The 22,525-nt window shown below is 72.3% G+C and carries 20 protein-coding genes and 1 pseudogene; 3 read left to right on the top strand and 18 right to left on the bottom strand.

From position 1 onward, the window contains the following. Positions 1-14: 14 nt before the first annotated feature. The 18 genes and pseudogenes from V6U90_RS00105 to mraZ all read right to left on the bottom strand — a co-directional run bounded on the left by V6U90_RS00105 (position 15) and on the right by mraZ (position 19,464). Positions 15-356, bottom strand: coding sequence for a DUF167 family protein (locus V6U90_RS00105; protein ID WP_442933486.1), 342 nt, complete (start codon positions 354-356; stop codon positions 15-17). Positions 357-765: 409 nt separating this feature from the next. Further along, positions 766-1,113, bottom strand: a pseudogene (locus V6U90_RS33875) (hypothetical protein); the annotation flags it as partial. Between the two features lie 49 nt (positions 1,114-1,162). Then, complete coding sequence (locus V6U90_RS00115) at positions 1,163-1,966, bottom strand: DivIVA domain-containing protein (protein WP_334430367.1); 804 nt, start codon at positions 1,964-1,966, stop codon at positions 1,163-1,165. A 52-nt stretch (positions 1,967-2,018) separates the two neighbouring features. Next, on the bottom strand, positions 2,019-2,318 hold the full coding sequence (locus V6U90_RS00120; RefSeq protein WP_334430368.1) for a YggT family protein: 300 nt from the start codon (positions 2,316-2,318) through the stop codon (positions 2,019-2,021). Positions 2,319-2,347: 29 nt separating this feature from the next. Beyond that, a complete protein-coding gene (locus V6U90_RS00125) occupies positions 2,348-3,043 on the bottom strand; it encodes a cell division protein SepF (protein ID WP_334430369.1) in 696 nt (231 codons plus the stop codon). A 199-nt stretch (positions 3,044-3,242) separates the two neighbouring features. Further along, positions 3,243-4,022, bottom strand: a complete 780-nt coding sequence (locus tag V6U90_RS00130) for a YggS family pyridoxal phosphate-dependent enzyme (protein WP_334430370.1) — start codon at positions 4,020-4,022, stop codon at positions 3,243-3,245. A 9-nt stretch (positions 4,023-4,031) separates the two neighbouring features. Next, positions 4,032-5,147 (bottom strand): cell division protein FtsZ, encoded by a 1,116-nt coding sequence (ftsZ, locus tag V6U90_RS00135; protein ID WP_334430372.1) that lies wholly within the window; start codon positions 5,145-5,147, stop codon positions 4,032-4,034. Between the two features lie 332 nt (positions 5,148-5,479). Further along, on the bottom strand, positions 5,480-6,295 hold the full coding sequence (locus V6U90_RS00140; protein ID WP_334430373.1) for a cell division protein FtsQ/DivIB: 816 nt from the start codon (positions 6,293-6,295) through the stop codon (positions 5,480-5,482). After that, positions 6,292-7,764 carry a UDP-N-acetylmuramate--L-alanine ligase gene (gene murC, locus V6U90_RS00145; RefSeq protein ID WP_442933487.1) on the bottom strand — a complete coding sequence of 491 codons (1,473 nt, stop codon included), beginning with the start codon at positions 7,762-7,764 and terminating at the stop codon, positions 6,292-6,294. The genes V6U90_RS00140 and murC overlap by 4 nt, the downstream gene beginning before the upstream one ends. 135 nt (positions 7,765-7,899) lie before the next feature. Beyond that, positions 7,900-9,006, bottom strand: coding sequence for an undecaprenyldiphospho-muramoylpentapeptide beta-N-acetylglucosaminyltransferase (murG, locus tag V6U90_RS00150; protein WP_334430375.1), 1,107 nt, complete (start codon positions 9,004-9,006; stop codon positions 7,900-7,902). Then, entirely contained in the window at positions 9,006-10,613 is a 1,608-nt protein-coding gene (locus V6U90_RS00155; protein WP_442933488.1) for an FtsW/RodA/SpoVE family cell cycle protein, read from the bottom strand. Before V6U90_RS00155 ends, murG begins: the two co-directional genes overlap by 1 nt. Positions 10,614-10,748: 135 nt before the next feature. Further along, a complete protein-coding gene (gene mraY, locus V6U90_RS00160; RefSeq protein WP_334430376.1) occupies positions 10,749-11,873 on the bottom strand; it encodes a phospho-N-acetylmuramoyl-pentapeptide-transferase in 1,125 nt (374 codons plus the stop codon). Beyond that, complete coding sequence (locus V6U90_RS00165; RefSeq protein WP_334430377.1) at positions 11,870-13,282, bottom strand: UDP-N-acetylmuramoyl-tripeptide--D-alanyl-D-alanine ligase; 1,413 nt, start codon at positions 13,280-13,282, stop codon at positions 11,870-11,872. Before V6U90_RS00165 ends, mraY begins: the two co-directional genes overlap by 4 nt. Then, positions 13,279-14,805, bottom strand: a complete 1,527-nt coding sequence (locus V6U90_RS00170) for a UDP-N-acetylmuramoyl-L-alanyl-D-glutamate--2,6-diaminopimelate ligase (protein ID WP_442933489.1) — start codon at positions 14,803-14,805, stop codon at positions 13,279-13,281. The genes V6U90_RS00165 and V6U90_RS00170 overlap by 4 nt, the downstream gene beginning before the upstream one ends. A 91-nt stretch (positions 14,806-14,896) precedes the next feature. Continuing rightward, positions 14,897-17,053 (bottom strand): peptidoglycan D,D-transpeptidase FtsI family protein, encoded by a 2,157-nt coding sequence (locus V6U90_RS00175; protein ID WP_334430379.1) that lies wholly within the window; start codon positions 17,051-17,053, stop codon positions 14,897-14,899. Positions 17,054-17,056: 3 nt separating this feature from the next. After that, positions 17,057-17,683, bottom strand: coding sequence for a hypothetical protein (locus V6U90_RS00180; protein ID WP_334430381.1), 627 nt, complete (start codon positions 17,681-17,683; stop codon positions 17,057-17,059). Next, positions 17,680-18,834 (bottom strand): 16S rRNA (cytosine(1402)-N(4))-methyltransferase RsmH, encoded by a 1,155-nt coding sequence (rsmH, locus tag V6U90_RS00185; protein WP_334430382.1) that lies wholly within the window; start codon positions 18,832-18,834, stop codon positions 17,680-17,682. The genes V6U90_RS00180 and rsmH overlap by 4 nt, the downstream gene beginning before the upstream one ends. Before the next feature lie 198 nt (positions 18,835-19,032). After that, the gene (gene mraZ, locus V6U90_RS00190) at positions 19,033-19,464 is read right to left on the bottom strand and encodes a division/cell wall cluster transcriptional repressor MraZ (protein ID WP_334430383.1); all 432 of its coding nucleotides are present in this window, start codon (positions 19,462-19,464) and stop codon (positions 19,033-19,035) included. Between the two features lie 375 nt (positions 19,465-19,839). Here mraZ and V6U90_RS00195 point away from each other — a divergent pair, with 375 nt between their 5' ends. The 3 genes from V6U90_RS00195 to V6U90_RS00205 are packed head-to-tail and all read left to right on the top strand — an operon-like array spanning position 19,840 to position 22,470. Continuing rightward, entirely contained in the window at positions 19,840-21,087 is a 1,248-nt protein-coding gene (locus V6U90_RS00195; RefSeq protein ID WP_334430849.1) for a MurT ligase domain-containing protein, read from the top strand. Then, on the top strand, positions 21,077-21,793 hold the full coding sequence (locus V6U90_RS00200; RefSeq protein WP_334430384.1) for a type 1 glutamine amidotransferase: 717 nt from the start codon (positions 21,077-21,079) through the stop codon (positions 21,791-21,793). Before V6U90_RS00195 ends, V6U90_RS00200 begins: the two co-directional genes overlap by 11 nt. Then, positions 21,697-22,470 (top strand): TVP38/TMEM64 family protein, encoded by a 774-nt coding sequence (locus V6U90_RS00205; protein WP_442933502.1) that lies wholly within the window; start codon positions 21,697-21,699, stop codon positions 22,468-22,470. Before V6U90_RS00200 ends, V6U90_RS00205 begins: the two co-directional genes overlap by 97 nt. The last annotated feature ends 55 nt before the right edge of the window (positions 22,471-22,525 follow it).

The following is a 22,525-nucleotide window of genomic DNA, read 5'->3' on the forward strand; positions in this document are numbered from 1 at the left end:
TGCGCCTGCGGACCTCACCCGGCGGCCCCGTCGCGCAACCGCTGCACCAGCTCGGGCAGCCCGACGGCGGCCTGTTCGACCTGGAAGAGCTTGTCCCGGCTGGCCGCCCCGGCCCGCAGCGACACCGCAGCCGGGCGAAGGCCCAGCGCGTCGGCCAGCGCCCGACGGGCCGCCTCGGTGGCCCGGCCGTCGACCGGGGGAGCGTTCACCGCGACCACCACCGCCGGGCCGTAGGGGCCGTCGAAACAACCACCGACCCGGGTACGCGACGAGCCGGGCTTGACCCGGACGGCGACCGTCAGCGTGGCGTCGCCGGCTCCGCCGGCCGCGCCACGGCGCTCAGACCGGGCGGACATCAGCAAGCAGGGCGGTGTCCGGGGCGCATCGGGCGCAGGGAGTGAAACCGAGTTCGACCGCCTCGGCCACCGGCAGCGATTCGGTCCGGCGCCCCACCAGATGGGGGCAGGTGGCCAGGTGGTACCGGGGACGGCCATCCACGACCAGCACCGGGCTGGCCAGTCGGGCCACCCGGGCTGCGTCGTCATCCCCGACGACCTGGGCGGGGGGCTCGTCGGGTAGCAGGTCCTCGTCGGCGGCCAGATCGGATGCGGCCCCGAGCGGGCCGTCCGCAGCGGTCACCCACGCTCGGTCGGGATCGACCGGACTGTCCGCACCGGCCGCCCACCGTTGGTCCGAATCGACCGGACTGTCCGCACTGGTCACCCACGCCGGGTCGGGATCAACCGGATCCGGGCCGGACGCCGACGGACCGGGTGGTTGCCGCCACCCGGTCCGTCCGGAATCGTCCGTCGTACGCATCGACTGCACCGGGATGCCCGCCGTCGCCGGGGAACCGGCGTACCGGCTGGCGCCGTCACCCGCCCCGGCCTGCTCCCCCCGGCCCCGCTGGCCGGGCCGTCCGGCTGGGCTGCCCGGACGGGATCCACCCGCTTCGCGGGTGGCGGCCGCCTGGCGGGCACCCACCACCAGCGCCACGGCAGCCAGCAGGCTCGCCGCGATCGAAGTGATCAGCAGCAGACTGGAGCCGTTCGCCAGACCCAGCACGAGCAGCACCACCGCGACGAGGATGAGCAACAGACTTGCGACTATCACGGCTCACCCCCGCCGCATCGCTTCGAACCGGGTCAGTCGGTCACGAGGATCAGTGGCCGGCTTCGAGGGCGTTGGCGCGGCCCCCGCTGTACGAGCCACCGAGGCCGGCGGCGGCGAGACCGCCGTTGCTGGCCCCACCCCGGCCGACCTCGGTGCGGGTTATGTCCGCCTCCAGGTCCTGGCCACGGGCACCGAGGTCACGAAGCTGGCTCTCCAGGTACGCCTTGAGCCGGGTGCGGTACTCCCGCTCGAACTGCTTGAGCTCCTCGATGTGCTTCTGCAACGCGGTGCGCTTGGCGTCCAGGCCACCCATGGCCTCCTGGTGCCGCTGCCGGGCGTCCCGCTCCAGGGCGTCGGCCTTGGCCCGCGCCTCGCGGGTGACCTCCTCGGCCTTGGACCGGGCCTCGGAGAGCAACTGGTCGGCCTCGCGCCGGGCGTCGGAGACGTGGTCGTCCGCCGTGCGCTGGGCCATCATCAGCACCCGCAGCGCCTGCTGCTCGCCGTCGCCGGCCCCACCGGGGCCGCCCTGGGCGCGCATCTGCTCCAGCTCGGCCTGCATCGCCCGGGCGGCCTGCTCGGCCGCCGCCTTGTCGCGCTGCACCCGGTCGAGCTGGGCCTTGACGTCGTTGAGCTCTGCGGCGAGCCGGGGGTCGGCACCGGGACCGGCGGGGGCACCGCCGCGGCCGCCCCGCTCCACCTGGGCGCGAAGCTCGTTGTTCTCCTCGATCAGACGGGCGAGCTCACGCTCGACCTCGTCCAGGAAGGCGTCGACCTCCTCCTCGTCATACCCCCGCTTGCCGATCGGCGGCTTCTTGAAGGCGACGTTGTGAACGTCGGCCGGGGTCAGCGGCATCGAAACTCCTCGGGTCAGTTGCGGCCGCGTAGCGCGCTGGACCACCGGGTCTTCACCCGTTGATCAACCGCCTTAACACGAACTCCATCAGCACGAACAGGATAACCAGGAGCACAAGGGAGGCCAGGTCGATGCTCACGGTACCAATTCGCAATGGAGGGATCACACGCCTCAACGCCTTGAGGGGCGGATCAGTGACGCTCCACACGGTCTCGAGTCCTGCCACTGCTCCCCGGCCCGGTTGCCACCGGCGGCCGTACTGCAGTACTGCGCTCAGTACGAACCTGGCCAAAAGAGTCAACAAAAAGACATAGAGGATCAGATACAGGACTTGCAGCACGACGGACAACACGGTAGGCGAGGCCCCCTGATCGGGTGGGATCATCCCAGACTGAAGAAACCGCCCTCAGCGATCTTGGCCTTGTCCTCCGCGGTGACCTGGACATTGGCCGGTGAGAGCAGGAACACCCGATTGGTCACGCGCTCGATCGTACCGCGCAGACCGAACGCCAACCCGGCAGCGAAGTCCACCAACCGGCGGGCGTCGGCCTCATCCATCTCGGTGAGGTTGATGATCACCGGAACCCCGTCCCGGAAGTGCTCACCGATGGTGCGCGCCTCCCGGTACGTGGTCGGGTGCAGCGTGGTGATCTGGTAACGCTGCTCCTCATCCGGCACCACCCGCTCCCGCACCTGCGCCTGCGGCGCCAGGGCGAGGTTGTCCCGGGTGTGGTAGCTCAACGCACCCGACGACTCGGTGGTTCCGGACCTGGCGATCGACCGGACGCTGGCGCGTTCGGTCCGCTCCGGCCGGTCGGAGTCGGCCCGGTCGGCCTCACTCGCCCGGGACGACACCCGCTCGGCCAACCGGGTACGCTCGCCGGGTCGGGAACGGGGCGGTGCCGGCGGCTCGTCCTCGTCGTCCTCGCCGTCCTCGCCGAACTCCTCCGCGTAACGGCTCTGCCGGTAACGCGTCTCGCGGTAGCTACCCTTCTCGTAGCCACCGTCGTCGTAGGCCCGCTCATCGTCCTCTTCGACGAGACCGAGCCAGACCCCCGCTTTGCGCAGTGCGCCCATTCGCCGCGCCCCTCCGTCCGCCGTGCGGCACGCGCCCCCGTGCCGTGTCGCTGTCACGCGCGTGAACACCCCAAGTGCCCACCGGACCGAGTCGGCAATCCCCCGACGCCGACGATCGCGACCGTCCGCGTCATGACCCCCGCCACCGGAATGGCCGACTCAAACAACACTGATGTAATTTGCTGTCTCCACGGTCAGGCTACCCCAGCGTGGAACGCATTCCGAGCAACGCGCTGCCTACCCTGACATGTGTCGCGCCGTAGGCGACAGCCGTTTCCAGATCCCCGCTCATTCCGGCGGAGAGCACCGCGGCCTGCGGATGGGCACTACGGAACCGGGCGGCCACCTCGGCCAGCCGGGCGAAGGCCCGCTCCGGCTCCCAGCCGAGCGGGGCGACCGCCATCAGCCCGGCCAACCGCAGCGACCCGGCGGCGGCGAGCCGGTCGGCCACCGCCGACAGGCTCCGGTCCGGGTCGCCGTCGTCCGGCAACGCGCCCCCGCGTACCGGATCCGCGTCGATGCTGACCTGCACCAGTACGTCCAACGGCCGGTCCCGGCCGGCGGTGGCCGCCGCGTCCAGCGCCGCAGCGAGCCGGACGCTGTCCACCGACTGGACGACGTCGGCGTAGCGCACCACCGACCGGCACTTGTTGCGCTGCAACTGGCCGATGAAGTGCCACCGCAGGTCGGCCCCGGCCGCAGCGACCTCGGCCGCCTTCGGCGCCGCCTCCTGGTCGCGGTTCTCCCCCACGTCGGTGACGCCCAGCTCGGCGAGGAGCAGGGCGTCACTGGCGGGGTACGTCTTTGTCACCGCGATCAGCGACACCTCGGCGGGATCCCGACCGGCGGCCGAGCACGCGTCGGCCAGCCGGGCGCGGGTACGGGTCAGCGCAGCGGCCAACTCGGCGCGACGCGACTGCCGTCGGGCAGCCGCGTCCGCACCGCCGGCGACGCCGGCCGTGGTCGTCTCCTCGGTCATCGGGCCGGCTCAGGATCCGTTCTTGAGGAAGTCGGGCACGTCGACGTCGTCGAAGAGCACCCGGCGGGGCGGCTGCGTGGGGGCCGGCGAGGGCGGCGAGTGGGGTGCGCTCTGCATTCCGCCCGACTGCTGGCTCACTGCCGGCTTACGGGCCGGCTCGGCCGCCTTGTAGGCGGGTGTACCACCGTCGAAGCCCGCCGCGATCACGGTCACCCGTACCTCGTCGCCGAGCGCGTCGTCGATGACCGCACCGAAGATGATGTTGGCGTCCGGGTGGGCCGCGTCGGTGACCAGCTGGGCCGCGTCGTTGATCTCGAACAGGCCGAGATCGGAACCACCCGCGATGGAGAGCAGCACCCCTCGGGCGCCATCCATGCTCTGCTCCAGCAGCGGGCTGGAGATGGCCGCCTCGGCCGCCTCGACCGCGCGGTTCTCGCCCCGGGCGCTGCCGATGCCCATCAGGGCACTGCCGGCACCGCTCATCACGCTTTTGACGTCGGCGAAGTCCAGGTTGATCAGACCGGGGGTGGTGATCAGGTCGGTGATGCCCTGGACACCGGAGAGCAGCACCTGATCGGCGGTACGGAACGCGTCCATCATGCTGATGCCCCGGTCACCCAGGGCGAGCAGTCGGTCGTTCGGGATGACGATCAGCGTGTCGCACTGGTTGCGCAGCTCGTCTATCCCCGACTCGGCCTGCACCTGACGCCGCTTCCCCTCGAAGGAGAACGGCCGGGTGACCACGCCGATGGTCAACGCGCCGAGCTTGCGGGCGATGTTCGCCACCACCGGGGCCCCGCCGGTACCGGTGCCGCCACCCTCACCGCAGGTCACGAAGACCATGTCGGCGCCCTTGAGCACCTCTTCGATCTCGTCGCGGTGGTCCTCGGCGGCGTTCTTGCCCACGTCCGGGTTGGCGCCCGCGCCGAGACCACGGGTCAGCTCCCGGCCGACGTCGAGCTTGACGTCGGCGTCACTCATCAGCAGCGCCTGCGCGTCGGTGTTGATCGCGATGAACTCGACGCCCTTGAGCCCAACCTCGATCATCCGGTTGACGGCGTTGACGCCGCCGCCACCGATGCCGACGACCTTGATGACCGCCAGGTAGTTGTGCGGAGGTGTCATCGGGGTCCTTCCCTTCGAGATTGGCGGCGCCGACCGGGTCCCGCTCGGCCGGTCGACATCCACTTACAGCCAGGAGGGTGAAGGTTAACCCTCACCCTCTACTAGAGGCTTACAGTTATGTCAACCACTGATCCTCTCGGGGCAACGTAAGCGGCTCCACGCCACCAGCCAAGGACCACACCCGGCGTGTCGCCACACCCAGGGACAAACCCGGGGGGCGTACCGGTACCCAGCCGTGGCGCGGCCCACACCAGCCGCGCCTGGAGCGCCGCGACCGGCCACAACGGTGGGTCCGGACCGGACCGGCCAGCGGGGACGACCGGTACAGCCGGTCAGCGGAAGGTCACCACGTCCGGGGCACTCACATCGATGGTGTCGGCTTTCCGACTGAGCAACGCGGTCGCCACCCGAGCCTTGGTCTCCCCCCGGGTCGCGTCGCCCCAGATCACCTTCCGGTCCCCCCGCAACCGCACGGTGATCCGGGCCAGCCCCTCCACGGTCACGTCCACAAGCTGGGCCCGCAGCTCCGGAGTCAACGCGGCGAGCACGTCGAGCGCCGCCCGGGTCCCCGGATCGTCCCGGCCCGGGGTGGCCACCCGGGCCACCGGCAGCCCCGGCGGAGGCTCCGCGAGATCACGGAACACCGTGCCGGAGGAGTCGATCACCGCGAACCGGCCGGCCCGAGGCACCACCGCCGCAGGCGTCCGCTCCACCACCTCGACCAGCAGCCGGTCCGGCCACTGCCGGGACACCGTCGCCCGCTCGACCGGCGGCAACTTGCCGATCCGGTCCGCCACTCCGGCCAGATCCACCTGGGCCAGCGGCATCCCGTCCGGCACCGCCGCCGCGTCCCGCACCTGCACGGCGGTGACCAGGTCGTTGCCGGTCACCCGCACCTCGCGTACGCCGAACAGGCCGGTACCGAGCAGCGTCCAGGCGACCAGACCGGCCAGCACGGCCACCCCCGCCGCGACGGCCCAGGGCAGGGCGGCCCGCATCCGGCGCTGCCGCGCCCGGCGCATGAACCGGCGGGTCGACGGCGGTACGGCGTCGCTGCCGGCCCGGACCAGCTGCCAACGGCGCTCCGGACCGCGCCGGGACGCAGCGTCCGCACCGGCGGTCCGTCCCCGCGACGGCCCGGGGCTCATCCGACCGTGGGCGCCGCGCCGTCCCCCTGGTCCGGCGAGGCCGGACCGGCCGCACGGCGCAGCAGCGCGTCAAGCAGTTCGTCGCCCATCAGCGAGATCGGCGGGGCCCCCATGGTGACCACCACGTCACCCAGGCGCGCCCGGCGCAGCACCTCCGCCGGAACCGCCTCCCAGGACTCCACGAACACCTTCTGTGCCTCAGGCAGGTCGATCGCTGCGGTCAGGGCGACCCCGCCCTCACCCGGCTGGCGTACCTCGCCCGGGCCGAACACCTCCATCACCACCACCTCGTCGGCCAGCGCCAACGCCTCGGCCAGCTCCTGCTGGAGGTCGCGGGTCCGGTAGAGCCGGTACGGCTGGAAGACCACGACCAGGCGACCGTCCCCGGCCACCTCCCGCATGGTGCGCAGCGCGGCGGTGATGGAGGTCGGGTGGTACGCGTACTCGTCGTACACCAGGACGCCGTCGGCGGTGCCCTTGCGCTCGAAGCGGCGCCGGACCCCGGGGAACGCGGCCAGGGCCGCGGTGATCGCCTCCAGCGGCAGCCCGAGCTGGTACGCGGTCAGCACCGCCGCCGCGCTGTTCAGCCCCAGGTGCCGCCCCGGCGTCGGCAGCCGGATCTCGCCCAGCGACTGCCCCTCCACGCCTGCCAGGTAACGGACCCCGTGGGCGGAGGAGGTGATGTCGCTCAGCCGCAGGTCCGCGTCGGCCGACTCACCGTAGGTGAAGACCCGTCGGCCCTCGGCCCGCAGCACCTCGGCGAGTCGTCGGGTACCCGGATCGTCCGCGCAGGTCACCACGAAGCCCTCGGGGTCGGTGAGCCGGGCGAACTCGGCGAAGGCCGCCTCCAGCCCGGCGTAGTCGCCGTAGGTGTTGAGGTGGTCCGCCTCGATGTTGGTGATCACCGAGACGAACGGCCGGTAGATCAGGAACGACCGGTCGCTCTCGTCGGCCTCCACCACGAAGTACTCGCCGGTGCCGTGGTGCGCCCCGGACCCCACCTCGGAGATCTCCCCGCCGATGACGAACGACGGATCCTGCCCGGCCTGTTGGAAGACCAGGGTCATCATCGAGGTGGTGGTGGTCTTGCCGTGCGTCCCGGCGATGGCGATCGCCCGCCGACCGGTCATCGCCGCCGCCAGCGCCTCCGACCGATGCAGCACCCGCAGCCCTCGGCGACGGGCCTCGACCATCTCGATGTGGTCAGCCGGGATGGCCGTCGAGTAGACCACGGTGTCGACCTCGTCGAGGTTGGCCACGTCGTGGGTCATGTGGATCCGACCACCCAGCGCCCGCAGGCCCACCAGTGACGGCCACTCCCGCAGTTCGCTGCCGGAGACCGGGATACCCCGGGTCAGCAGCAGTCGGGCCAGGCCGCTCATGCCGACCCCACCCACCCCGATCAGGTGAACCGTACCCAGGTCCTCCGCGGTGAGCGTGCCGGCCGGGCTGAACTGTGCGGTGTTCATAGGGAGAACCTTTCCATAACGGCCGGCCGCCTCACCGGGCTACCCGTCCGTTCGCGACTGCGGGGCTCGCAAGCTCGCTCCTCGCGCTCACCACAGCTACCCGTCCGTTCGCGACTGCGGGGCTCTCGGTTACGGTCACCGGCCGACCGCCTCGTGGACGAAGGCGAGCAGCGCCTCGTCACCGTCACGGCGGCCGTACCCGGCGGCGGCGGCCCCCATCGCGGCCAGCCGCTGCGGATCCCGGATCAGCGGGATGACGTGGTGTTCCAGCCAGGCCGGACTGAGCTCGGCGTCGTCGACCAGCAGCCCGCCACCGGCCTGCACCACCGGCAGCGCGTTGCGCTTCTGCTCCTGGTTGCTGTGCGGGTACGGCACGTAGATCGTGGGCAGCCCGATCGCGGCCACCTCGGCGCAGGTCATCGCCCCGCCCCGGGCCAGCATCAGGTCGGCGGCGGCGTAGCCGAGTTCCATCTCCGACAGATAGGGCAGAGTGACGTACGGCACCGGCAGGTCCGCCGGGACCGGCACCGGCTCGTTGCGGGCCCCGATGACGTGCAGCACCTGCACCCCCGCCCCGGCCAGCCGGCCGGCCGCCCCGGCGACCGCCTGGTTGATCGACCGGGCACCCTGCGACCCGCCGGCCACGAAGAGGGTGGGCAGGTCCGGACGGAGCCCGAAGTGTTCCCGGGCGGTGGCCCGCCGGGCCGCCCGGTCCAGCGTGGCGATCCCCCGGCGCAGCGGCACCCCGACCACCCGGGCGTGGCGCAGCGACTCGGCCTGGACCGGCTGGTGCGGGAAGCCCACCGCCACATGTTTCGTGAACGTCATGCCGAGCCGGTTGGCGACGCCCGGCGGGACGTTCACCTCGTGGACGACGATCGGCAGTTCCCGACGCCAGGCGGCCAGGTAGGCGGGGACCGAGACGTAACCGCCGAAGCCGACCACCACGTCGGCGGCCACCTCGTCGAGTACCCGGCCCGCCGCGCGGGCCGCCCGCCACATCCGGTCGGGCGTCCGGATGAGATTCATGTTGAGCGACCGGGGGAGCTGGTGGGCGGGGATCGGCCGCAGGTCGTACCCGTGTGCAGGAATGAGGTCGTTCTCCAGGCCACGGGGGGTACCGACGCAGGTGATCCGGACCGACGGGTCGTGCCGGCGCAGGCAGTCCGCGAACGCCAGCAACGGGTAGACGTGCCCCCCGGTACCGCCGCCGGCCAGGACCACCGACCGCAGCGGACCCATCACCGTCTCCTCTCGCTCGCCGGACCGGAGCGGCTCCGGGGCACCCGGGGCGGTGGTACGCCGTCGTCGCGGCGGGCTGCGGCGCGGTCCCGGGGTGGCGAAGAGTCCCGTGCCGTCGACCGGTCCCGGGTCGGCGTCGGCCGCTCCCGGCCGGGGGTGGCCCGGTCGTCGGCGGCCGACGGCGGTACCGTGCGCCGGCCGGGGATCGGCGGCAGCGGGGCCCAGAGTAGGCGGACCCACCGGGCCGGCGGGCGCGCGTGCAGGGCCCTCGCCGCATCGGGTTCGGCCCGGGCGAACGAGGCGAGCATGCCGATCGCGGCCATCGTGACCACCAGGGCGCTGCCGCCGTCGGAGATGAACGGCAGCGGCAGACCGGTGATGGGGAGCAGCCCGACCACCCCACCGATGTTGATCACGGTCTGGCTGACCAGCCAGGTGGTCACCGCTGCGGCGGCGAGCCGCCGGAACGGGTCGGAGACCCGCCGGGCGATTCGCAGCCCGGTGTACGCGAGGACGGCGAAGAGGGCGAGCACCACGGTACAGCCGACCACGCCCAACTCCTCGGCGAGCACCGCGAAGATGAAGTCGTTGTCCGCAGCGGGGAGCCAGTCCCACTTGGCGCTGCTCTTGCCGAGCCCCACCCCGAACCAGCCGCCGTTGTCGATGGCGTACCGGGCCTGGGCGAGTTGGTAGCAGTCATCGAGGTTGCACTCGTTCGGCGGCGGCGGGTTGAGGAACATGGTCAACCGGGCCAGCCGGTAGTTCTCCGCATCCTTGTCGCCGGAGCCGGCGCCGAGCGAGGCGACCGCGATCAGCAGGCTGATCCCGAGCAGGCCCAGCGCCGACAGTGCCGCGAAGATCCGCAGCCGGACCCCGGCCGCCCAGAGCAGGCCGACCACCAGGGCCAGCAGGCAGAGCATCGTACCGAGGTCGTTGTAGCCGACCAGGACGAAGAGCAGCCCGACCACCGGGAAGAGCGGGGTGGCCAGTTCCCGCCACCAGCCCAGCTCGGCGCCCTTGCGGGCGATCACGTCGGCACCCCAGAGCACCAGGGCGAACTTGGCCAGCTCACTGGGCTGCAACTGGATCGGGCCGATGTAGAGCCAGAGCAGATTGGCCTCGACCGGGCCGATCTTCGCGACCTTTAGGTCCCGCAGCGACGCCCAGGCGAGCAGGGCGTTGAGGATCAGCAGCAGCACCACGGAGAGGCCGAGCAGCGGTCGGCCGAGCACCCGGTAGGTACGCGCGGGCAGCCGCTGGCAGGCCCAGAACGCGACCAGGCCGACGACCGCGAAGACGGCCTGCTTGGTGAGGTCGGCGTAGGCGTTGCCGTCCTCGGCGTACGCCTTGACGCTGGTGGCCGAGAAGACCATGGTCAGGCCGATCACCAGCAGCAGCCCGGCACTGGAGATCAGCAGGTAGTAGGAGGCGAGCGGCCGGGCCAGCAGGCCACGCAGCGCGGCCAGCCCACCGGCCGCCGCGTCCAGGCCGCGCGGTGCCGCGCCGGGCCCGTCCGCACCGGCCGGCTGGTCCGGGGTACGTCCACCGCCGGACTGCCGGAGCGGGTACTCGCGGGTGCTGCCCGTTCTGTCGTGTCCCTCCCCCATGCGCCCATCATCACCGGTACCGCCCGTCGGCGGGGACAGGCGCCCGACCTGCGGCGTGTCGCCCCGGATGCGCGGAAGGACCCCTGCCTGCCGTTTTCGGCGGCGGCAGGGGCCCTTCGGCGACGGCCCGCCGGGTCAGCTGACGTTGGCGAGGAACTCGCTGTAGAACAGGCCCAGCGCGATGGCCACCCCGATCCCGGCGATGATCCAGAAGCGGACCACGATGTTGACCTCGCTCCACCCGGCCAGCTCGAAGTGGTGCTGCAACGGCGACATCCGGAAGACCCGCTTACCGGTGGTCCGGAACGAGATGATCTGGATGACCACCGACATGGTGATGATGACGAAGAGTCCGCCGATGATCGGCAGCAGCAGCACGGTCCGGGTGGACATCGCCATACCGGCGATCAGGCCACCCAGGCCCAGGGCACCGGTGTCGCCCATGAAGATCCGCGCCGGTGAGGTGTTCCACCAGAGGAAGCCGACGCAGGCACCGGCCGCCGCACCGGCGATCAGGGCGATCTCCAGCGGGTCACGGACCGCGTAACAGTACTTCTCGGTGTAGTTGGGGTCGGCGCACCAGTGCCGGTACTGCCAGAACGCGATCAGGGCGTACGCGGCGAGCACCATCACCGAGGCACCGGTGGCCAGGCCGTCCAGACCGTCGGTCAGGTTGACGCCGTTGGTGGCCGCCATCACCACGAAGATGAAGATGATGACGGAGGCGACCTTGCCGACCTGCAGCGCGTCGATGTCGCGGATGAAGGAGAGGGTGGTGCTGCCCACCGTCTCGACGTTGGTGGCCGTCCCCGCGGCGTCGACCATGCTGCTCGGGAAGTAGAGCGCGATCACCCCGAAGACCGCGCCGACCAGGATCTGGCCGAACAGTTTGCCGCGCTTGTTGAGACCGGCGCTGTTGCGCTTGCGGACCTTCAGGAAGTCGTCGATGAAACCGACCGCGCCGGAGAAGACCATCAACCCGAGCAGCACCAGCGCGGTGATGGTCGGCTCGACCTGGGCGATCTGCTGGTCCGGCAGGGTGGTCAGGGCGAGGTGACCGGCGACGTACGCGATCACCGTGGCGATGATGAACACCACGCCACCCATGGTGGGGGTGCCCTTCTTGCCCTGGTGCATCGCCGGGCCCTCGGCCCGGATCGGCTGTCCGGCCTTGAGCCGGGTGAAGACCTTGATGGCGATCGGGGTGCAGAACAGGGAGATCAGGAACGCCACCCCGACGGCGACGATGACCGCCCTCACGCCGGAGCCACCCCTGCGTCAGTTCCCGTGGCGCCGTCGGCGCGCAGCGCGTCGGCGACCTCCCAGGTGCGGTAGCGGGAGCCCTTGACCAGGACGACATCGCCCGGTCGTAGCTCGCTCCGCAGTATCCCGACGGCTTCCGCCTGATCGGTAACCAGCACCGACTCTCCTCCCCAGTCCTGTACCGCTGTCGCGCCCTGATGAATGGACGCGGCCGGCTGGCCCACCACGAGCAGCCGGTCGACGCCGAGTTCGGCCGCGATCCGGCCCACCTCGGCATGCCCGTCGGATTCGTACGGGCCGAGTTCGGCCATGTAGCCCAGGACCGCCACGGTCCGGCGGCCCTGCCCCATGCCGGCCAGGGCGCGCAGCGCCGCGGCCATCGACGCGGGGTTCGCGTTGTACGAGTCGTCGATCACCGTGACGCCGTCCGGCCGGTCGAACACGTCCATCCGGCGGGTGGAGACCAGACCCAGCTCGCCGAGGGCCACCGCCAGCTCGGCCAGGGGCATGCCGACCTCCCGGGCCACGGCGGCGGCGGCCAACGAGTTGGATACCTGGTGCCGGCCGGTCAGGCCGAGCCGCACCGGCGCGCTCCCCTCCGGGGTGACCAGGGCGTACGACGGCCGTCCGCGCTCGTCGAGGGTGACGTCGACGGCCCGCAGGTCGGCGTCGGCCGCCTCGCCGTAGCGGACCACCCGGGCCCCGGTCCGCGCCGACATGGCGGACACCCGGGGGTCGTCGGCGTTGAGCACCGCCAGCCCGTCGGCGGGCAGCCCCTCCACCAGCTCGCCCTTCGCCTCGGCGATGGCGTCGGCCGAGCCGAACTCGCCGATGTGTGCCACCCCGACGTTGAGCACCACCGCGATCCGGGGTGGCACCACCTCGCAGAGGTAGCGGACGTGTCCCCGCCCCCGGGCGCCCTTCTCCAGCACCAGGAAACGGGTCAGCGGACCGGCCTGCAACGCGGTCCAGGGGTGCCCCAGCTCGTTGTTGAACGATCCCGGCGGTGCCACCGTGGGGCCGAGCCGGACCAGCAGCTGGGCGATCATGTCCTTGGTGCTGGTCTTGCCGGAGGAACCGGTCAGACCGACCACGGTCAGCCCGGGCAGCCGGTCGACCACCGCACGGGCCAGCCGCCCCAGCGCGGTCAGCGCGTCGTCGACGAGCACCATCGGCACCCCGGGTACCTCCCGGGTGCCGAGTACGGCGACCGCGCCCGCCGCGACGGCGGCAGCGGCGTAGTCGTGACCGTCGACCTTCTCCCCGGGGAACGCCACGAAGAGCGACCCCGGCCCGACCTTGCGGGAGTCGAACTCCACGGCTGACGTGACCGTGGCGGCCGGGTCGGCGGCGACCAGCCGGCCGTGGACCGCCTCCGCCACCCCGGCCAGGCTCATCTCGATCATGACCGCTCCACCAGATGTCCGAACCGACTGGTCAACGCAGCGGCCAGCTCCACCTTGTCGTCGAAGGGGTGCACCTCGCCACCGATCTCCTGACCGCGTTCGTGCCCCTTGCCGAGCACCGCGATCACGTCACCCGGCTCGGCCAGCCGGACCGCCTCGTCGATCGCCGCCCGACGGCCGGCGACCTCCAGGATCCGGCCCCGTCCACCGGCGCTCTCCGCACCGGCCCGTACCTCGGCCCGGATCGTCGCCGGGTCCTCGGTACGCGGGTTGTCGTCGGTGATCAGCAGCAGGTCGGCGCCCCGGGCGGCGGCGGCACCCATCACCGGGCGTTTACCCCGGTCCCGGTCACCGCCGGCGCCGAGGACGCAGATCAGCCGGCCGGCTTCGCCCGGTTCCCGGAGGGCGGCCAGGGCGGCCACGATCGCGTCCGGCTTGTGCGCGTAGTCGACCACCCCACGGACCGGCCCGGGGGCGTCGATGAGCTCCAGCCGACCCGGTACGCCCGGACAGGCGGCCACCCCGGCCGCAGCGGTCTGCGGGTCGACCCCGGCGGCCACCAGGATGGCGATGGCGAGCAGCGTGTTGGCGACGTTGTGCCGGCCGGGCAGGCCGACGCCGGCGGCGACGGTGATCCCGTCCGGCCCGTGCGCGGTGAACCGCTGGGCGTACCCGGCGTCGCGCACGTCGCCGGCCCACCAGGTCGCGGTCGGGTCACCGGCTGCGGAGTAGCTGACCGTGGCCGGCTGGTACAGCGGGCGCAGCGCCGGGTCGTCGTGGTTGAGCACCTCGACCGCGCACCGGCCGTCGAAGAGTTGGGCCTTCGCGGCGAAGTAGTCGGCCACGTCGGCGTGGAAGTCGAGGTGGTCGGAACCGAAGTTGGTGTAGCCGCCGACCGCGAAGCGCACCCCGCCGACCCGGCCCATGGCCAGCGCGTGGCTGGACACCTCCATCACCACCGAGGTCACCCCCTGCTCGCGGGCAGCGGCCAGCATGGCGTGCAGGTCGGTGGCCTCCGGGGTGGTGCGGACGCTGTCCACCCGGAGATCACCGAGGCGGGTCTCCACGGTGCCGATCAGGCCGGTGACGTGCCCGGCGGCGCGCAGCCCCGACTCGATGAGGTAGGCGGTCGAGGTCTTCCCGGCGGTGCCGGTCACCCCGATCATGGTCAGGTCGCGGCTCGGCTCGCCGTAGACGGCGGCGGCGACCGTACCGAGCACCACCCGGGGATCGGCCACGACGAGGGTGGGCAGCCCGGCCTCCTCGGCGGTGCCGACGCCGGCCGGGTCGGTGAGCACCGCCACCGCACCGGCGGCCCGGGCCGCCGGGATGAACTCGGCGCCGTGCCGGCGGGCACCGGGCAGTGCCGCGTAGAGATCGCCGGGTCGCACGTCCCCGCTGGCGTGGGTCACCCCGGTCACCGTCAGGTCGGCGGCGCCGGCCGGGGCCACGACCGTGAGCCGCGCGGCGAGGTCGCCGAGCCGGACAGGTGGGACGGTACGGGGACGAGGATTGCCGGGCACGGCGTCAGACCCTACCCTCTCCGCCGGCCCCGACCGCACAGCCGCCCCGGTGGTTCGTCGCCACTCCCCGATGATGTCCTGCCGTGCCTGCTCAGCGGGGATAGACGGTGAAGTTCGGGGCTTTCGTACCGCTACTCGGCGGCACCTTGTTGTGCCGGAGTGTGTACCCCATCAGGTCCTTGAAGACCGGGGCGGAGATGTCCCCGCCGCCGCCACCGGGGGTGTGCGCGAAGACCGCCACCACGTACCGGGGGTTGTCCGCCGGCGCCATGCCGATGAAGGAGGCCACCTCGCCGGACACCTTCCGGCCGTTGACCAGGCGCCAGCCGGTGCCGGTCTTGCCGGCCACCCGGTAGCCGGGGATCCGGGCCCGCAGTCCGGTGGCGTCCGGCACGGTGGTCACCGCCTCCAGGATGTGGCGTAGCGCGGCGGCGTTCTCCGGGCTGAGCACCGGGCGGGTCACCGGGTCCGGGGCGGGGGTCCGTTTCCCGTCCGGGCCGATGGTCGCCCGCACCAGCCGGGGCTGCACGTAGGTGCCGTTGTTGGCGATGGTGGCGTAGACCGCCGCCATCTGCAACGGCGTGGCGTCCACGCTGTGCCCGATCGGCACCGACCCGTACGACGATCCGCTCCACTCGGCCGGCGGCAGCAGCCGGCCGGACGCCTCGCCGGGCATCCCCACGCCGGTCGGCTTACCCAGCCCGAAGCGCTGCTGGTAGTCGTAGAGCCGGTCCTTGCCCAGCGCGTCGGCGATCCGGATGGTGCCGACGTTCGACGAGTAGGCCATCATCCCGGGCAGGCTCATCGGCCGGCCGTTGGCCCGGTGGGTGTCGGAGAACGGGGTGTCGCCCTTGACGATGGTGTTGGCCACCGGGAAGGCGGTGTCCGGCTTGATGACGCCCTCCTGGAGCGCCGCGCCGAAGGTGATCGCCTTGTGTACCGAGCCGGGGTCGACCACGAAGCTGGTGGCCGCGTCCTCCCGGTCGGTCGGCTTGCTGGGGAACGGGGTCGCCGCGTTGTAGGTGGGGTGGCTGGCCTGGGCCAGCACCTCGCCGGTCCGGATGTCGATGACGATGGCGGCGCCGGTGCTGCCCCGCACCTCGGCCATCCGCTCGCTCAGGTAGCGCTGCGCCTGGAACTGGAGGTCCCGGTCGATGGTGAGTTCCAGCGAGCTGCCCGGCCGGGCCTCGGTGGTACGGCTGTACCCGCCGGGGATCGGCGCGTTCAGGTCCCCCTGCCCGACCTCGAAGACCCGCTTGCCGGTCTCGCCGCGCAGCAGTTCGTCGTAACGGGCCTCCAGCCCCTCCAGGCCGGCCATGTCCTGGCTGGTGAACCCGATCAGGTTGGCGGCCAGGTCGCCGCCGGGCACCTCGCGGCGCTCGTCCCGGTCGGTGAAGATGCCGCGGAGCTCCAGCTTCTCGATCTGCTTGGCCTTCTCGATGCGTACCCCCCGGGCGAGGTACTCGAACTGGGAGACGTCGCCGTCCCGTTTCCGGGGGGCCATCCGCTTGACCAGTTCCGAGCGGGGTACGCCGAGCAGCGGGGAGAGGATCTCTGCGGTCTTCTCCCGGTCCTTGACCAGCGTCGGGTCGGCGTAGACGTACCGTGCCTCGACGCTGTGCGCCAGTGGGGCCCCGTCCCGGTCGTAGATCGCGCCCCGGGCGGCGGGCAGGTAGACGATCCGCAGCCGGTCCTCACGCCCGCCGCCCGCGTATGCCGGGGCGTCGACGACCTGGAGGACCACCAGCCGGATCCCGATGGTGGCGAAGAGCGCCAGGACCAGCAGGGTACCCAGGCGCAGCCGCAGCCGGGAATCGGCCAGCTTCGGCGGGCGGGGCTTCTTGCGGAGCGGCCGACGGGTGGCCGGTCGACCGGTCCGCCGGCCGGCTGCCGGGGTGGTACGCCGACGGGGCGGCGGCTCGTCATCCCGCCCGGTCCGGGCCGGGACGGTGCGCACGGTCTTGGCGCCCGCCGCGGGTGCGCTGCGCCGGGTGGTCCGGACCGGCACCTCCCGACCACCGTCGAGCACCTGCAGGGCCGGCCGGAACGGGTCACCGGACCGACTGGACCGGGGGGTACGCCGCTGCTCGGCGGATTCCCGGACGGTACGGCCCCGGGGGGTGTAGGCGCGGGCCTCGGAGATACCACCGAGGCCGGGCTCGCCGGGCTGGGCACCGGAACCACCCCGTGCCGAACCGCGCCGGGCCCCTGGCGGGTCCCGGCGCGGTTCATCCGATCTTGGTGGCACCGATCATCCCCCCGTGCCCTGCTGGCTGGTGATCGACGGCTGGCCGCCGGCCGGCTGTGGCACCCCGATCAGCCGGCCGTCGGGCAGCCGGATGAAGGCCGGCTGCTCGGACTCGACCAGACCCAGCTTGCGGGCGTTGGCGGTCAGGTTGCCCGGCATCGCCGCCTCGGCGATCTCCTTGTTGAGCTGCTGTTCCTCAATGTTGAGCTTGGCCTGCTGCTGCTGGAGCTTGTCGAGCCGGAACGCGTTCTCGTTGATCTTGGTATTGATCACCAGGATGCCGAGCACGCCACCGACCACGAGCGCCAGGATCAGCGCCACGAACGGCGCCTGGGGCACCGTCACCGGCGGCGGCGGTGCGACCCGCAGTCGCGGCCCGGTCGGGGTGGCCGGCGCGGTCCGCGTCGACACCCGCTCCACCGGCTTCAGTGCCGCACTGCCCTGCACCGGGAACTCGCCTGCCCCCCGGCTGCGGGCCCTTCGCAGGTGGGTGTCCCGGTCCACAGCCGGCACCCGGGTGCCGCCGCCCGCCGTACGCTCCGCCGTGGTCCGGCCCCCCGACCGCGGTGTGCGCTGCCCAGCGCCGCGCGCTGCGCCGGTGTCCCGACGGTCGCGCTTGTTGACGTTCATAATCCCTCCCCCTGTTCCGCCGTGCCCGTGCCGTCCCCTGGCACCCGCTCCGGACCCCCCTGGTCCGCCGGTCGCGCCGCAGCTCGCGCCACGGCCTCCGCAGGCGCCGCAGCGCCCGGCAGGTGCATCCCCTTCACCTTCCGGCGGGGCCGTTCGCGGCCGGCCCTGCCGTTGTCACGCGTCTGGGTGGTACTCGTCGGGTCGATCCGCTCCGCCGCCCGCAGCCGCACCGAGGCGGCGCGCGGGTTGGCGGCGACCTCCGCCTCCCCGGGAAGCTCGGCACCACGGCTGAGCAGCCGCAGCGTCGGGCCCGTCCCGGGCAGCTCGACCGGGAGGTCGACCGGGCCCGAACTGCGGGCCCGGGCCGCGAGCGCGTGCTTGGTGAGCCGGTCCTCCAGCGAGTGGTAGGACAGGACCACCAGGCGACCGCCCGGGGACAGTGCGTCCAGAGCGGCCGGCAGCGCCGTCTCCAGCGCCGCCAGTTCTCTGTTTACCTCGATCCGTAAAGCCTGAAACGTTCTCTTTGCCGGGTGTCCGCCCGTTCGTCGGGCCGGGGCCGGGATCGACTCGCGGACCAGCTCGGCGAGCCGCGCCGACGAGGTGATCCGGCCGCGCTCCCGTTCCCGCAGGATCGCCGAGGCGATCCGGCCCGCGAACTTCTCCTCGCCGTAGACCCGCAGCACCCGGGCCAGATCCCCATGGGAGTAGGTGTTGACGACCTCCTCGGCCGTCACCCCCCGGGTCTGGTCCATCCGCATGTCCAGCGGCGCGTCCTGCGCGTAGGCGAACCCGCGATCGGGTTCGTCGAGTTGCAGGGACGACACGCCCAGGTCGAACAGGACACCGTCCACCGCCGGGATCCCCAGGCGGTCGAGCACCTCGGGCAGCTCGTCGTAGACGGCGTGCACGAGATGGATCCGGTCGGCGTACCGGGCCAGTCGGGCCCCGGCGTGGGCCAGTGCCTCGGTGTCCCGGTCCAGTCCGATCAGGACGGTGGACGGATGCGCGGCGAGGACCGCCTCGGCGTGCCCACCGAGACCGAGCGTCGCGTCGACGTGGACCGTCCGGCCACCCCGGTCGAGCGCGGGGGCGAGCAACTCGAGACACCGCTCAAGCAGCACCGGCACATGCGTACCGCGTAGCTCCCCCATGCCGACCCCCACTGTCAACCGTTGCTTTCGTTCAGCATTCCGTAAAGGTGTGACATTTCCGTCATACCGCCAGATCCCCATCCGCTCTCGTCCGCTTCAGGCCGCGGCCCTGAACAGATCCCGCGCCTGGCACCGGGGAAGGGGCGCCAGGAGCTCGGAGCGGCTGGAGATCTTGCAGTACGTCGGGTGCGACACGCCCTACAGACTGCTCGGCAACACCCCCTCCTCGATGTCGGCGAAGTCGCCTTCGCTCTCCGCGAGGTAGGTCTCCCACTTCTGCCTGTCCCAGATCTCCACCCGCGTGCTGGCCCCGATCACCACCAGGTCGCGGTCGAGTTCCGCGTACTGGCGTAAGTGGACCGGGATGGTTACCCGGCCCTGCTTGTCGGGGACCTCGTCGTGGGCACTGGCGAAAAAGACCCGGTTGTACGCCCGCGCGGCCTTGTTCGTCATCGGCTGCGCGTGCAGTTGCTCAGCGATCCGCTGGAACTCGGGCATCGGGAAGACATAGAGGCAATGCTCCTGCCCCTTGGTGATCACGACACCTCCCGCCAACTCGTCCCGGAACTTCGCCGGAAGGATCAGCCGGCCTTTGTCGTCCAGGCGCGGAGTGTGGGTGCCGAGAAACATCGGCCCAACCCCCTTGCCCATAGCGGTGTTCGCGGCACCGCTGACCCCCCGGGCCGGTGGGCCCTCCCGGCCTCACCATTGCGCCCCACTCTACTCCACTTCCCTCCACCCGCAACCAACTTCAACCGCGCGGCGCGCCACTTCGCCGTTCAAAAGTGCACGTCAGAGGGGGTGGAGTGAAGTGGAGGGCGGGAACACCCGAATGCCCTGGTCCGCTTTCTGACATTGATCGACTCCAACCGGATCACCAAGATCCAACCGTCGGTCGGCACCGTACGACCGAACGGTTCGGCCTCAGCGGCGATCCGTTCGGCCTCGGCGGCGATCTGGTGGGATGTCCGGTCCGGTAACCTCGCGAACGTGACGGACGCGAAGCTGCCCCTGCGGGCCAAGGTCGCCAGCTCCGTGTCGCGGACCGCCGGAGCGCTGTCGCGCGCCGCGGGCCGCGGCGACGGATCGGTGATCGGTGGTTGGCTCGGCCTCAAGATCGATCCTGACCTGCTGGCCCACCTCGCGGCCGGACGGGCCATCGCCCTGATCTCCGGCACCAACGGCAAGACCACCACCACCCGGCTCACCACCGCTGCGGTCGGCGTACTCGGCCCCGTCGCGACCAACTCGTTCGGCGCCAACATGCCCACCGGGCACACCTCGGCGCTGGCCAAGGCCGGCAACACGCCGTACGCGGTACTGGAGGTCGACGAGCACTACCTCTCCCAGGTGCTCGACGCCACCAACCCCCACGTGGTGGCGCTGCTCAACCTCTCCCGGGACCAGCTCGACCGGGCCAAGGAGGTGGCGATGATGGCGCAGCTCTGGCGGTCCGCGCTGGTCCGCCATCCCCAGGTCCGGGTGGTGGCCAACGCCGACGACCCGATGGTGGTCTGGGCGGTCACCCCGCCGGTGGTGCAGGGCCAGTACGTCCAGGGCCCCCAGGTCACCTGGTTCAGCGCCGGCCAGCGCTGGCACGACGACTCGTGGGTCTGCCCGGAGTGCGGCTCGACCATCCAGCGCAACGGTGAGCAGTGGTGGTGCACCGGCTGCCCGCTGCGCCGCCCGCAGCCGCACTGGGTGGTGGAGGACGACGGCGTACTCGACCCGAGCGGCGCCTGGCACAAGGTCAACCTGCAACTGCCGGGGCGGGTCAACGTCGGCAACGCCGCCACCGCGCTGGCCGTGGCCGCCGAGTTCGGGGTACGCCCGGTCGACGCCGTCTACCGGCTCAAGGACGTCGCCTCCATCGCCGGCCGGTACGCGCAGGTACAGCGGGACGGGCGCAACATCCGGCTGCTGCTGGCGAAGAACCCGGCCAGTTGGCTGGAGGCGTTCGACATGGCCGACGAGGCGCCCACCCTGCTCTCCATCAACGCCCGGGACCCCGACGGGCTGGACACCTCCTGGCTGTTCGACGTCGACTTCGCCCCACTACGCGGCCGGCAGGTGCTGATCACCGGCGACCGGGCGTACGACCTGGCGGTCCGGTTGACCGTCAACGAGGTGCCGTTCCAGCACGTCCGGACGTTCGCCGCAGCCATCGCGGAGGTACCGCCCGGGCGGCTGGAGGTCATCGCCAACTACACCGCTTTCCAGGACATCCGAGCGGAGCTGGACCGTGTCAACTGAGAGTCTGCGCATCGTCTGGGTCTACCCGGACCTGCTGTCCACCTACGGCGACCGGGGCAACCTGCTGATCCTGGCCCGCCGGGCCCAGCAGCGCGGCATGCCGGTGGAGGCCATCGAGATCCGCTCGGACCAGCCGATGCCGACCAGTGCCGACATCTACCTGATCGGTGGCGGCGAGGACGGTCCGCAGGCCCTGGGTGCCCAGCGGCTGCTCGCCGACGGCGGGTTGCACCGGGCCGCCGCACAGGGGGCGGTGGTCTTCGGGGTCTGCGCCGGCTACCAGCTGCTCGGTACCTCCTTCTTCGCCAAGGGCGCCCAGTACGCCGGGCTGGAGCTGCTCGACCTGCACTCCGACCGGGGTCCGTCCCGGGCGGTCGGCGAGTTGGCCGGGGACGTCGACCCCCGGCTGGGCCTGCCACCGCTGAGCGGCTTCGAGAACCACGGCGGCCGGACCCACCTCGGCCCCGGCGTCGCCCCGCTGGCCCGGGTCACCGCCGGGATCGGCAACGACGGGGCCACCGAGGGGGCGTGGCGCGGCAAGCTGCTCGGCACGTACTCGCACGGCCCGGCGCTGGCCCGCAACCCCGCCCTCGCCGACCTGCTGCTGCGCTGGGCGACCGGGGTACACCAGCTCCCGCCGCTGGACGACACCTGGGCCGACCGGCTCCGCGCCGAGCGACGCGCCGCCGTCGCCGCCCGGGTGTGATCGCCGCCGCCCGCCGGCTGCTGCGGCAGCGGTCGGCGGTGCGTTTCGCCCTGCTCCTGCTCCTGCTCGCCGGCTGCGGCCTGGTGGTGCTACTGGTACCCCGCCCGGAGCTGGCCGAGCTGCCGCAGCTCGCCGACTCGCTCGGCGGGTTCGCCCCGGTCACCGGGATCGTCGGCGGCGCGCTGCTGCTGGTGGCACTGGTCCCCCGGACCTTCGTCACGCTGGCCTCGGGTGCGCTGTTCGGCCCGCTGGAGGGCGGCGTGTACGCCCTGGGCGCGGCCCTGCTCGCCGCCGCGCTCGGCTTCGCGGTGGGCCGGGTGCTGGGCCGGGAGTTCGTCGCCGAACGGGTCCGGGGCCGGCTGGCCCGCCTGGACGGCTGGTTCACCCGGCAGAGCGTCCTCGGGGTGGTCACCGTACGCCTGCTGCCGATCGCCGGTTTCGGGCTGGTCAGCTACGGCTACGGCACCACGGGTGCCCGGGTGCTGCCGTTCCTCACCGGCACTGTGCTCGCCTCGGCCCCCACCGCGTTCGGCTACGCGGCGGTGGGCGCTGCGGCGAGCTCACCCGACGAGGTGAACTGGTTCGCCGCCGCGCCCGCCGCGCTCGGTCTGATCGCCAGCGGGGTACTGATCCACCGCTGGTGGCGCGCCGAACGGCCACTGGCCGCCCGCCGCTGACCCCCGCACCCCGCCTGACAACCTGTCGATCATGGAGTTGTGGTGCCCCGCAGAA

The sequence above is a fragment of the Micromonospora sp. CPCC 206060 genome, from assembly GCF_036906895.1.
In the GTDB taxonomy this organism is placed as follows: domain Bacteria; phylum Actinomycetota; class Actinomycetes; order Mycobacteriales; family Micromonosporaceae; genus Micromonospora.